Source organism: Nibricoccus aquaticus (assembly GCF_002310495.1).
GTDB classification, from domain to species: Bacteria; Verrucomicrobiota; Verrucomicrobiia; order Opitutales; family Opitutaceae; genus Nibricoccus; species Nibricoccus aquaticus.
Map to the genome: position 1 here is coordinate 2,522,648 of NZ_CP023344.1, position 12,185 is coordinate 2,534,832.

The following is a 12,185-nucleotide window of genomic DNA, read 5'->3' on the forward strand; positions in this document are numbered from 1 at the left end:
CGGCGTGCGCTGGGTTTCTACAGGCCCGCGTTTTCGGGCACGGGGTTTTGAATCCGCTGCATGACGACGCCGACGTTGAGCCACTCGGTGTAAGTGCCTTTAAAGACGCCGCGGGTCGGGGTGCTGTCTTGATAATCGCGGCCGGTGGCGACTTTCACGTGGCGTTCGCCAGCGATGCAGTCGTTGGTGGGATCGAGGGGCCACCAGAAACCGCCAGGCAGGCGCACATCGACCCAGGCGTGGCTTTCGCTGGCGCCGATGAGCGCGGCATCGACGCCTTCTTCCGAGGCATCGCGCTGGCTGTCGGTCTCGATGTAGCCCGTGATGTAGCGCGCGGGGATCTCGGCCGAGCGCAGTACGGCGATCATGAGCTGGGCGAAATCCTGGCAAACGCCAGTACGGTTTTTGAGCACGGCGGAAACGGGTGTGTCGATGCGTGTGGCGCCGGGCGAGTACTTGAAGTTTTCTTTGATCCAGGTGTTGAGCTTGAGGAGCGAGGGGCCGAGGGGATCGCTCGGTTTGAAAAACTGGTTGGCGAGCTGGTTGATCTCGGGAGTGAGTTCGATGGCGGGCGAGGGGCGGAGGAACTCGTACAGTTGCAGCCGTTCGCTGCGGTAGATTTGCCGGGCTTCGGAGACGCTGATGTCGAGCGCGGCGTTCGGCGGGGGGATGGGAAGGGTCTCGACTTCAGATTCGCTGACGAGCACGAGCGCGCTGTGGCGGTGGACGATGGAGAAGGTTTCCACGGTGTTGCCGAAGTAGTCGGTGTACGTGTGGATGTTGCTGCCGGGCGTGGTGGTGAGCTGGCGCGAGATGAGGCGCTGCTGGTCGTCGTTCACGGGCGTGAGGCGCGCCTCCATGAACGATTCCGATGCGGTACCCGCGTAGCGGTACGAGGTGCGGTGTTCGATTCGGAAGCGCATGGACGGTGGTGAGAGTTTGCGGGGAGGCGCGGGGAGCAAGCTTTTGGCGTGCCGGATCGAGTGGGGAAATTGAGTTGCGGCGTGCGATTGCGACCCGCAGACATTTCCGTTCCTTCCAAGCCATGAGTCTCGACGCGCCACAGCTGTTGTCCATCGACGGATCGCCCTTCACGGTCGGTATCGCCGCCGCCCGCTTTAATGCACGGCTCACCGATGCGCTGCTGGAGCAGGTCGTGAAACAACTGCACGATGCGGGCGTGAAGAAGAAAAATCTCCATGTCGTGCGCGTGCCCGGCTCAAACGAACTGCCGGTCGCGGCCCAGTTGCTCGCTGCGCGGCGCAAGCCCGATGTCGTGATCGCACTCGGGGTTTTGATCCGCGGTGGCACGATTCACTACGAGTTGATCGCAGAGTCGGCCACGAGCGGGCTGCAGCGCGTGGCGCTCGATGCGAAGGTGCCCGTGATCAACGGCGTGGTCGTCGCTGAAAACCTGAAGCAGGCCGAGGAGCGTTGTCTCGGCAAAATCAACCGCGGCGGTGAGTTCGCGAACTCGGCGCTCGAAATGGCGGCGTTGAAAAAATCCCTTTCCCAATGAGCAAGGCCCTGTTTGCCCAACGCCGTGACGGTCGTGTCGCGGCCCTCCAGTATCTCTACGCATGGAGCATCAACGCTCCGGCCAATCTGCTGGAGGATCTGCGGTACTTTTTCGAGAACCTCGAAAAAGTGGACAAGCCGCGTGAGCATTATGCTTTTGGCGAAGAGCTGATTCACGGAGTGATCGATAACGTTGCTGACATCGATACGCGCATCAAAGCACTGGCGCACAACTGGGAGTTCGACCGCATCGCGCGCATCGATCTCTCGATCCTGCGGCTGGCGATGTTCGAGATGGTTTATCGCAAAGACATCCCACCAGTCGTCTCGATCAACGAGGCGATCGATCTTTCGAAGCAGTTTTCGAATGCAGACTCGAAGCGGTTCATCAACGGCATCCTGGACCGGTTGAAGGACCAGCTCGGGAGGGACTCGCGCAAGGCGACGACGGCAGAATGATCGCGTGATGTTCGGGCTCTTCAAAAAATTTAAGGACGGGTTCGCCAAGACGGTTTCGGCGATTGCGGCGAAGACGGCGGCCATTTTTGGGCAGAAGCCGATCGACGCGTCGTCGCTGGAGACACTCGAGGAGGCGCTCTACACGGCGGACTTTGGCGTCGAGACGACCGAGGAAATTTTAGCGGAGATCAAAGCGGCGTACAAAAAGGATAAAGCGCTGCACGGGCAGCAGGCGGCGCAGATCGGGGCGGCGGTTTTGAAGCGTGTGCTGGCGGGCGCAGAAGGTGTGCTGACGGAGGCGGCTGCGAAGCCGACAGTGATCGCGATGATCGGCGTGAATGGTTCGGGCAAGACGACGACCTCGGCGAAGCTCGCGTGGAAACTCAAGGAAGACGGAAAGACAGTGACGCTCGCGGCGTGCGACACCTTCCGCGCAGCGGCTGTCGAACAGCTCAAGGCGTGGGCGACGCGGCTGGAGCTGGAGATCGTCGCGAGCCACACGGGCGCGGACTCGGCGGCGGTGGCGTTTGATGCGTGGCAGGCGGCGAAGTCACGGGAACGGGATTACCTGATCGTCGATACCGCGGGGCGGCTGCACACGAAGAGCAACCTGATGCAGGAGCTGGCGAAGATCCGGCGCGTGCTTCAGAAGCACGATGCGAGCGCTCCGCAGCATCGCTGGCTGGTGGTGGATGGATCGCTGGGCTCGAACTCGATCGAGCAGGCGAAGGCGTTTCATCAGAGCTTCGGGCTCACGGGACTTATTGTGACGAAACTCGATGGGACGAGCCGGGGTGGTGCGCTGGTGGGGATCTATCGTCAGCTGAAGCTGCCGATTTATTTTCTTGGGCTCGGGGAACAGGCGGAAGATTTGCAGCCGTTCTCAGTGGATAATTACGTGAAGGCGGTCTTCGGGCTGGAGTGAGGGTGCCGCTTATCGCGGCGTGAAGCCGTTGCTATCTTTGAGGCACGGGGCACTGAGCGCCGGGTGGCTGGAAGGGCGGAATTTGGGTGCAGATGGAGCGACTGGCCTGGCCGATGTTGCCGCAGAGACGGGCGAGACGGTTGAGTTCTTGCGGACTGGCTTCGCCCAAAAGGTCGTGGCAGATGGCTTTGAAGTGGGCGTTGGTTGTATCGACGACTTCCTGACCGAGCGTGGTGAGGTGGACCTGGATGACGCGGCGGTCGGAGCGATCACGGCTGCGGGCGATCCAGTGGCGGCGTTCGAGGTCGTCGAGCAGATCAGTCATGGACGCGCGGGTGATGCCGGCGGCGCGCGCAAGTTGAGTGGCGAGTGAAGGCGCGGGGGATTGCGCGGCGAGCGCGGTGAGGACGGCGAACTTATGCTCGTTGAGGCCGGAGGGGCTGTAGATGCGGACGAGCGAATCGCGCAGAGCGGAAAGCGTGGTGAAAAGCGTTGTGATGAACGCGTGGGCGCAGCCGGCATCGAGACACGGAGGAGACGATCTGCGCTTTCTGCGCAGGAGCGGGCGGGGCGATTTCCTGGCGGCTTTCGGCATCAGTTTTTTGTGGCAACAGTGGGGGCGGCGTCCTGCCAGCCGCCGCCGAGCGCGGCGTAGAGGGCGGTGAGATTGGAGAGGCGAGCGAGACGGGCCTGGATGAGGGATTGTTGCGCGCCGAAGAGCTCCTGCTGCGCGAGGAGGACGGTGACGAAGTTGTCCACGCCGGCCTGGAAGCGTTGATCGGAAAGATCGTAGCGGCGTTGGGCGGCGGATACGCGGGCTTGCTGCGCGGCGATCTGGGTGTCGATGGTGGCGCGGACGGCGAGGGCGTCGGCGACTTCGCGGAAGGCGGTCTGGATGGTCTTTTCGTAACGCGCGATCTCGATGCGTTTTTCGATTTTGGCGACCTCGAGCGCGGCCTTGTTTTTGCCCGAAGCGAAAATCGGCAGAGTGATCGACGGCGCGAAGCTCCAGGAGCCGGAGCCTTCTTTGAAGAGACCGCTGAGTTCGGCGCTCGCGGTGCCGCCGAAGGCAGTGAGTTTGACCGACGGGAAGAAGGCGGCGCGGGCGATGCCGATGTTGGCGTTGGCGGCTTGCAGCGTGTGCTCAGCGGCGCGGATGTCGGGGCGGCGCGTGAGCAGATCTGCGGGCAGACCGGCAGGGAGATCGGCGATGAGTGGTTGCGTGGCGAGATTGCCGGCGGGCGGAAGATCGGAGGGGAGCGGGCCGCCGACGAGGAGAGCGAGGGCGTTTTCGGCCTGGGCGCGTTGCTGTTGAAAAGTCGCGAGGCTGGCGCGGACGGACTGGAGCTGGCCCTCGGCGGTGCGCAGATCGAGCTCGGAGGTGACGCCGGCGTCGAAGGTTTGCTTGTTCAGATCGTAGGAGCGCTGGGCGGCGTCGGAGGTCTGGCGGGCGATGGTGAGTTGTTCGTCGGCGGCGAGGAGTGTGAGGTATTGGCGCGCGACAGCAGAGATCAGGCTGAGGCGGGCGCTGAGGCGGGCGTCGTCGGTCGCGAGGTATTGCTGGAGGACTTGATCGCGGAGGCTCGCGACGCGGCCGAAGAAATCCAGTTCGTAGGACGGCATGCGGACGCCGATCTCAAAGCTGTTCGTGGTCTGGGCCTCGCCGGAGGCATTGAGATCGTCGGGTGAGCGGCGGCGCGAACCGTCGGCGGTGGCGTTGAACGACGGGATGTAGGCGGTGCGCTGGATGTTGTAGAGGGCGCGGACGCGTTCGACGTTGAGGGCGGAGACGCGGAGATCGCGGTTGTTGTCGAGGGCGAGGGCGATGAGGCGTTGCAGGCGGGCGTCGCCGAAGAACTGCTGCCAGGCGATGTCGGCGGCGGTGGGCGCGGAGGACGGAGCGGCGGCTTTGGTTTCCGGATACGCGGCGGTGACGGGGGCGGCGGGGCGCTCGTACTTGGGCGCGAGCGAGCAGCCAGCGAGCAGTGCAAGGGAGAGAATGGATGCGGCGGGTTTAAGCATGGCGGGAATCCTCCGGAGCGGTGGTGGCGGCGACGGCGATGGGTTTAACGCGGAAGAGTTTGAGGACGGTGACGAAGAAGAGCGGTACGAAGAAGATGCCGAGGATGGTGGCCGTGATGGTGCCGCCGATGACGCCGGTGCCGATGGCGTTCTGGCTGCCGGAGCCGGCGCCGCTGGCGATGGCGAGCGGGAGAACGCCGAGGCCGAAGGCGAGGGAGGTCATCAGGATCGGGCGAAGGCGTTGTCGCGCGGCGTGGGCGGCGGCATCCATGAGACTCATGCCGCGGTCGAAGTTTTCCTTGGCGAATTCGACGATGAGAATGGCGTTCTTCGCGGAGAGACCGACGATCGTTAAGAGGCCGACCTGGAAGTAAACGTCGTTGGGGAGATCGCGGAAGAGCGCGGCGAGGAGCGTGCCGACGACGCCGAGTGGAACGATCATGAGCACGGCGGCCGGGATGGCCCAGCTCTCGTAAAGCGCGGCTAGACACAGGAAGACGATGAGGATGGAGATCGCGTAGAGGGCAGGGCCTTGGGAGCCGGTGAGGCGTTCCTCGTAGGAGAGGCCGGACCATTGCAGGCCGAAGCCGGGAGGAAGTTTTGCCGAGAGTTCGGTCATGACCTGCATCGCCTGACCGGAGCTGGTTCCGGCGGCGGGTTCGCCGATGATGGCGACGGAAGGAACGCCGTTGAAGCGTTCGAGTTTGGGCGAACCGACGGTCCAATGGGCGGAGGAGAAACTGGAGAACGGGACCATTTCGCCAGAGCGATTGCGCACGTACCAGCGGTTGATGTCCTCCGGCATCATGCGGAAAGGAGCGTCGGCCTGGAGGTAGACTTTTTTCACGCGGCCGCGGTCGATGAAGTCGTTGACGTAGGAGGAGCCCCAGGCGGAGGCGAGGGTGCTGTTGATATCCGCCAGGGAAATACCGAGCGCGGAGGCTTTTTCCTGGTCGATATCGAGTTTGAACTGCGGGTTGTCGTCGAGGCCGTTGGGACGGACGCTGCGCAGGCGCTGGTCAGCACCAGCGAGTCCGAGGAGCTGGTTGCGTGCGGCCATGAGCGCCTCGTGGCCTTGGGAAGCGTTGTCGGTGAGACGCAGGTCAAAGCCGCTGGCGGTGCCGAGCTCGAGGACGGCGGGCGGTGCGAAGGCGAACGCGAAGGCTTCTTTGAATTGGGAGAATTTGGCGAGGGCCCGGCCCTGGACGGCTTTGACCTTCTGGTCGGCGCGGGAGCGGTGTTCCCAGTCCTTGAGGCGGATGAAGGCGAAGGCCTGGTTCTGGCCGAAGCCGGAGAAGCTGAAGCCGGTGACGCCGAACATGCCGTCGACGTTTTCGGCTTCGTCGACGAGGAAGTGCTGCTCCATTTTTTTCAGCACCTCGAGAGTCTGGGCGCTGGTGGAACCGGGAGGGAGCTGGGCCTGGGCGAAGAGAATGCCTTGATCCTCATCGGGAAGGAAACCGGTCGGAATGCGACTGAAGAGCCAGATCATGCCGCCGACGATGAGCGCGTACATCAGCAGTGAGCGGCCGGAGCGGCGGACGAGGCCGGTGACACCTGACGCGTAGCGGGTGGTGCCCCGATCAAAGGTGCGGTTGAACCAGCCGAAGAAGCCACGTTTCTCGTGATGATGACCGGCTTTTACGGGCCTCAGCATGGTCGCGCAGAGAGCGGGCGTGAGCACGATGGCGACGATCACGGAGAGTGCCATTGCTGAGACGATGGTGATGGAGAACTGGCGGTAGATGACGCCGGTGGAGCCACCGAAGAAAGCCATGGGAATGAACACGGCTGAGAGGACTAGACCGATGCCGATGAGGGCGCCGGTGATCTGGCGCATGGATTTTTTCGTGGCTTCTTTGGGCGATAAACCCTCCTCGCTCATGACGCGCTCGACGTTTTCGACGACGACGATGGCGTCATCCACGAGGAGGCCGATGGCGAGCACGACGCCGAAGAGCGTGAGCGTGTTAATGGAGAATCCGGCGAGCGCCATGATCGCGAAGGTGCCGAGCAAAACGACAGGCACGGCGATCGTGGGAATGAGCGTGGCGCGGATGTTCTGGAGAAACAGATACATAACGAGGAACACGAGGATGACTGCCTCGACGAGAGTCTTGACGACTTCCTCGACGGAGAGACGGACGAACGGCGTGGTATCGAGCGGGTAGACGACCTCGAGGCCCTGCGGGAAGAACGGTTTGAGTTCGTCGATCTTGGCGCGGATGCCGGCGACGGTTTCGAGTGCGTTGGCGCCGGTGGCGGGGCGGATGGCCATACCGGAGGCGGGCTTGCCGCTGAAGCGGGCGGAGCGGTCGTAAGATTCACCGCCGAGTTCGACGCGGGCGACGTCGCGCAGAAGGACGCGGGAGCCGTCCGCGTTTACGCGCAGGAGAATTTTCTCGAATTGCTCAGGCGTTTCGAGACGCGTCTGCGCGGTGATGGTGGCGTTGAGGAGCTGACCGGCGGCGGCGGGATTGCCGCCGAGCTGGCCGGCGGAGACCTGGGCGTTTTGTGCGCGGATCGCGACAGAGACGTCGGACGGCATGAGGCCGTAGTTGTTGAGTTTATCGGCATCGAGCCAGATGCGCATGGCGTATTGGGTGCCGAAGGACTGAATCTCGCCGACACCCGGGACGCGGCTGAGTGGCTCTTGAATGCGGCTGGTGACGAAGTCGCCGATGTCCTGCTCGGTCATGCTGCCGTCGATGGAGCGGAAGCCGATAACCATGAGGAAATTTCTGACAGACTTGGTGACGCGCACGCCGAGTTGCTGAACCTCCTGAGGCAGGAGCGGCGTGGCGAGGGCGAGTTTGTTCTGCACCTGAACCTGGGCGATGTCGGGATTCGTACCGGCCTCAAAGGTGAGTGTGATGGTGACGTTGCCGGCGGAATCGCTCTGCGACTCGAGGTAGCGGAGGTTGTCGATGCCGGTCATGCGCTGCTCGATGACCTGGGTGACGGAGTCTTCGAGGGTTTTGGCGGAGGCGCCGGGATAAGTCGCACCGATGGCGATCTGCGGCGGGGCGATGCTCGGGTACTGGGCGATCGGCAGGGAGCGGATCGAGAGAATGCCGGCCACCATGATGACGATGGCGATAACCCAGGCGAAGACGGGACGGTCGATGAAGAAGCGGGCCATGAGAAGACCTTGGAAAAAGTTGAGACGAAGCGCGGAGTTTTAGTGGGCGGCGGTCTGAGCGGACTGCGGCGCAGGAGAAGCGGACGCGGTGGAGGCGGGGACAGGTTTCACGACTGCGCCGGGGCGGATTTTTTGGAGATTGTTGGTGATGACGCGGTCACCGGGCTTGAGGCCACCGGCGACGAGCCAGCGCGTACCGACGGTGCGGGCGGTCTGGAGGACGCGGAGTTCGACCTTGTTCTCGGCGTTGACGATCATGGCGGTGGCTTCGCCCTTGCTGTTGCGAGAGACGACGGACTGGGGAACGAGGATGGCGTCGGATGAAGTGCCTTCTTCGAGGCGGGCGCGGACAAACATGCCGGGAAGGAGATTGGCGTCGGGATTCGGGACAATTGCGCGAAGTGTGACGGAGCCGGTGCCTGGATTTACGGATACATCGGAAAACTGGAGCGCGCCGGGATGCGGGTAGGGCTGGTTGCTGGCGAGGATGAGGGAGAGTTTCGCAGCGCCATCGCTGGCGCGTTGGAGGCGGCCGGAGGCGAGGGCGTCTTTCAGGCGGAGAACCTCGTCGGCGGACTGGCTGAGGTCGATGTAGAGCGGGTCGAGCTGCTGGACTGTTGCGAGAAGCGTGGCGGTGCCTTGTTGCACGTATGCGCCCTCGGTGACGTAGGCGCGACCGATGCGGCCGGAGATGGGCGAGGTGACACGGGTGTAGCCGAGGTTGATCTCGGCGGTTTTTACGGCGGCTTTGCCGGCGGCGGCGTCGGCGGCAAAGCCGAGCTGGCTGGCGATGGCGTTGTCGTAGTTCTGCTGGGAAATGGCGTTGGTAGCGACGAGGCCTTTGAAGCGATCGGCCTGTGACTGGGCGGCGACGAGATTAGCCTCGGCGCGGGCGAGGCTGGCGCGGGCGCTGTCCAAGGCGGCTTGATACGGAGCGGGATCGATCTCGAAGAGAACGTCGCCTTCTTTCACGTCGGCACCCTCGGTGAACAGACGTTTTTGAACGATGCCGCTGATGCGGGCGCGGACCTCGGCGAGGCGGAAGGCGGAGGTACGACCGGGAAGCTCCTGGGTGAGCGTGACGGATTCGGGGGCGATGGTGAGGACGGCGACCTCGAGTGGCGGCGGCGTGGCGGCGGCGGTGGATTTTTTGCCGCAGCCGGCGAGGAAGATCGCGGCGGCGGCGAGCGTGGTGAAGGCGATTGCGGCGACTGGCCGGCGGAAGGAGGTGCGGTGGTTCTCTGGAGTCATGGAAGAAAAGGAGGGTTTTAGTGCGGTGTTACGCTCGGAGTAAGATTTTCCCGGAGGCGAATGCAGGCGTGGTCGAGGGATTCGAGTTCGGAGGATGCAAGCGGTTCCATCAGTTTACCGGTTGCAGCGAGGAGACGGCGCGCGGCGGTTTGAAATGTGGCGGCGCCTTTTGCAGTGATCGAAACAACCAGGGCGCGGCGTCCGGCGGGAGCGGGAGCGCGCGAGACGAGCCCGGAAAGTTCCAAGCGCGAAAGAAGTTGGTTCAAAGCGGCGGTGCTTAGATGAAGTGTGTCGGCGAGAGCGGAGGAGGTGAGTGTGTCACTGCGGTTACGAAAAAGACAGGCGAGGAGACGGAAGCCGGATTCGGTGAGGCTGGCGCGGGCGAGCTCGGTGCGGAGCGCGTGAGAGAGGGCGTGGCCGGTTTCGAGGAGTTCGTGGAGAGCGTGGCAGCGGCGTTCTTCGGCCGGACGGCTGGCGAGGAGGAGCGCTTCATGTGCGAGAAACGTGGAAGGTGTGGCGGACACGCTGCGCATATTAGTCCCAGACGGGAAAAGCCGGAATGACTTTGTTGTTTGCGGGCTGATAACTTCTGGCTATCAGATGGCCGATGGAACTGAGGCATCTGAGATACTTCGTGGCGGTGGCAGATGCGTTGAGTTACCGGCGGGCGGCGGATGAGTTGCGGGTGGCGCAGCCGGCGCTCAGCAAGCAGATCAAGAATCTCGAAGACGAGGTGGGCGCGCGGCTGCTGGATCGCAACACGACGGGTGTGGCGCTGACGGATGCGGGGGCGCTTTTTCTGGAAGAAGCGCGGGAGATTTTGCGGCGCGCGGGGGAGGCGGTGATGTTGGCGCGCGAGGCGGAGGCGGGGAAGCGCGGGCGGCTGGTGGTGGGCGGGCTGGGGGCGTTTTCGTCAGGATTTTTGCCGACGGCTCTGGCGGCTTTTCGAAGGGAGTATCCGGACGTGGAGGTGATGGTGCATGAGATCGGGCTGCCGGATCAGTTGAAGGCCCTCGCCAGCGGGCAGCTGCAGGTGGCGTTCACGATCATGAAGGAGGAGGAGATTCCGGAGGAGCTGGAGCGGGCGAGCATCCTGGAGGCGACGGTGGCGATTTTGATGAGCACGGAACACCGGCTGGCGAACCGGCAGAAGGTGGCGCTGGCGGATCTGGCGGATGATCCGTTTTTTTGTATTGGCGAGACGGAGCGGCATGAGCTGCACCGGCAGAGGATTCACCAGATGTTCGCGTCGCGCGGGTTGAAGCACCGGCCGTTGCGGCGCGTGAACAGTTTCGAATCGTTGGTGGCGCTGGTGGCGGGCGGGCACGGCGTTTCGATGATGCTGCCGATGGCGCGGTCGCGAAACGTGGACGATGTGGTTTACCGCCGGATCAAGGAGCACGGGCCGGATCTGGAGCTGGAGTTGTTTGCGGTGTGGCGGAAGACGGCGGGGAAGTCGCTGGCGCGTAATTTTGTGGATACGCTGCGGGAGATGCAGAAGGGGCGGGGGAAGTAGTAGCGAGTAGGGGGGCGCGGGCGTGATTTTTTAACCGCGAATGGATGATGATGGACGTGAGTTTTTGACCACGGATTTCACGGAGGGCACGGATGGGGAGGATCGGGGGAGAACGAGTAGGATAACGGCGGGGTGGGTTTTTATTTTGTTTCGAGCGTGGCGAGGGCGGCGCTGAGGCGGGTGAGGGCGAGGGAGTCGAGCCAGGCGCGTGCGGCGGGGTCGTTGTTCAGATTGGCGTCGAGGAAAGCGAGGGTGGCGGGGAAATACCAGCGGGAGAAGCGGTCGCCTTCTTCAGAGATGCCGGTGTCGGAGAAATCGTTGTGCTCGCCTTGGTCGAGGGTGAGGTGGGCTTTGTTGCCGGCGGGCATCTCGTCGTAGGGCTGGCGGCGGGTGAGGGGGTCGTCGGTGCCGGGGGCGGAGTCGAGCGTGCCGTGCATGGTGAGGGAGGGGCGTGTGATGTTATCCCAAGAGCCGCTGAAGAGGCCGAGGGTGGTGGCGCCTTGGGGAGAGAGGGCGACACCGCATTTGATGCGTGTATCCGGGAACTGGACGATGGGGGAGAGCGGGCCGGATTCGCGGTAGCGTGCACCGAGGAGGGCGAGGGTGGTGAAGGCGCCGAAGGAGTGCCCGGCGTGAGCGAGGCGGGTGGCGTCGATGCGGCCGGCGAGGAGCGGGTTGGCGGGCGAGGCGAGAAGGACGTCGAGGGCGAAGGTGACGTCTTTGGGGCGTTCGATGCGGGAGTCGGGGCGAGCGTCGGCGTGCTCGATCATGACGCAGATGTAGCCGTGCGAGGACAGGTAAGCGGAAAGATTATCGAAGGCGCCGATGGAGCCGGCGAGACCGTGGGAAAGGATGACGACGGGGAAGGGGCCGCTGCCGTGCGAGAGTGCGGGCGCGTAGATGCGGACGGGCATCGAGTAGGCGCGGGCGGAGTCGAACCAGGTTTCGTCGGCGAATGGCGCGACGGTGAACGGGCCGGGAGTGGCGAGGGGTTTGTAGGCGGTGTCGGCGGGGAATTCGGCGACGCGCCAGAAGGCGGAGGGCGTGGCGCTGGTGAGCGGATGCGCGGTGGGCGAGCCGGTGCCGAGCGCGGCGAGGGGCGTGTAGGACCAGTTGACGAGATCGGGACTGGATTGGAAGCGGTAGGGGATGCCGGCGGTCGTGGGGACGGTGAGGGCGAACTGACCGGGGGCGGTGCGGGTGAGCTGGAGCGGGGATTGGGCGCGAGCGGAGAGAGTGACGGAGATGACGAAGGCGGTGAGAGCGCTTGTGTAGAGCGCGCGATAAATGGCTGGGGCGAAGCTGCGAAGAGCGTGCATGGGCGTCGCGAGTGGAGACGCGCTTAAGCGGCA

11 protein-coding genes are annotated in these 12,185 nt (G+C 63.9%); 4 read left to right on the forward strand and 7 right to left on the reverse strand.

The genetic code is table 11. The features are described from left to right. Positions 1-17 precede the first annotated feature (17 nt). Positions 18-923, reverse strand: a complete 906-nt coding sequence (locus CMV30_RS10210; RefSeq protein ID WP_138223226.1) for a transglutaminase family protein — start codon at positions 921-923, stop codon at positions 18-20. A gap of 122 nt (positions 924-1,045) precedes the next feature. On the opposite strand from CMV30_RS10210, the gene ribH reads away from it, so the two are divergent. The 3 genes from ribH to ftsY are packed head-to-tail and all read left to right on the forward strand — an operon-like array spanning position 1,046 to position 2,902. Beyond that, positions 1,046-1,519, forward strand: coding sequence for a 6,7-dimethyl-8-ribityllumazine synthase (gene ribH, locus CMV30_RS10215; protein WP_096055928.1), 474 nt, complete (start codon positions 1,046-1,048; stop codon positions 1,517-1,519). Further along, positions 1,516-1,977 carry a transcription antitermination factor NusB gene (nusB, locus tag CMV30_RS10220; protein WP_096055929.1) on the forward strand — a complete coding sequence of 154 codons (462 nt, stop codon included), beginning with the start codon at positions 1,516-1,518 and terminating at the stop codon, positions 1,975-1,977. The genes ribH and nusB overlap by 4 nt, the downstream gene beginning before the upstream one ends. Positions 1,978-1,984: 7 nt before the next feature. Next, positions 1,985-2,902 carry a signal recognition particle-docking protein FtsY gene (gene ftsY / locus CMV30_RS10225; protein WP_096055930.1) on the forward strand — a complete coding sequence of 306 codons (918 nt, stop codon included), beginning with the start codon at positions 1,985-1,987 and terminating at the stop codon, positions 2,900-2,902. A 31-nt stretch (positions 2,903-2,933) separates the two neighbouring features. On the opposite strand, the gene CMV30_RS10230 is transcribed toward ftsY, so the two are convergent. The 5 genes from CMV30_RS10230 to CMV30_RS10250 are packed head-to-tail and all read right to left on the reverse strand — an operon-like array spanning position 2,934 to position 9,841. Next, complete coding sequence (locus CMV30_RS10230) at positions 2,934-3,497, reverse strand: MarR family winged helix-turn-helix transcriptional regulator (RefSeq protein ID WP_096055931.1); 564 nt, start codon at positions 3,495-3,497, stop codon at positions 2,934-2,936. Next, positions 3,497-4,924, reverse strand: a complete 1,428-nt coding sequence (locus CMV30_RS10235) for an efflux transporter outer membrane subunit (protein WP_096055932.1) — start codon at positions 4,922-4,924, stop codon at positions 3,497-3,499. Before CMV30_RS10235 ends, CMV30_RS10230 begins: the two co-directional genes overlap by 1 nt. Further along, positions 4,917-8,066 carry an efflux RND transporter permease subunit gene (locus CMV30_RS10240; RefSeq protein ID WP_096055933.1) on the reverse strand — a complete coding sequence of 1,050 codons (3,150 nt, stop codon included), beginning with the start codon at positions 8,064-8,066 and terminating at the stop codon, positions 4,917-4,919. Before CMV30_RS10240 ends, CMV30_RS10235 begins: the two co-directional genes overlap by 8 nt. 39 nt (positions 8,067-8,105) lie before the next feature. After that, entirely contained in the window at positions 8,106-9,317 is a 1,212-nt protein-coding gene (locus CMV30_RS10245; protein ID WP_096055934.1) for an efflux RND transporter periplasmic adaptor subunit, read from the reverse strand. 17 nt (positions 9,318-9,334) lie between these two features. After that, positions 9,335-9,841: a MarR family winged helix-turn-helix transcriptional regulator gene (locus CMV30_RS10250; protein ID WP_175414822.1), complete on the reverse strand. Its 507-nt coding sequence runs from the start codon at positions 9,839-9,841 to the stop codon at positions 9,335-9,337. Between the two features lie 83 nt (positions 9,842-9,924). On the opposite strand from CMV30_RS10250, the gene CMV30_RS10255 reads away from it, so the two are divergent. Further along, the gene (locus tag CMV30_RS10255; RefSeq protein ID WP_096055936.1) at positions 9,925-10,833 is read left to right on the forward strand and encodes a LysR family transcriptional regulator; all 909 of its coding nucleotides are present in this window, start codon (positions 9,925-9,927) and stop codon (positions 10,831-10,833) included. 140 nt (positions 10,834-10,973) lie between these two features. Here CMV30_RS10255 and CMV30_RS10260 read toward each other — a convergent pair whose 3' ends face one another. Beyond that, positions 10,974-12,152 carry an alpha/beta hydrolase family protein gene (locus CMV30_RS10260; protein WP_096055937.1) on the reverse strand — a complete coding sequence of 393 codons (1,179 nt, stop codon included), beginning with the start codon at positions 12,150-12,152 and terminating at the stop codon, positions 10,974-10,976. Between the last annotated feature and the right edge of the window lie 33 nt (positions 12,153-12,185).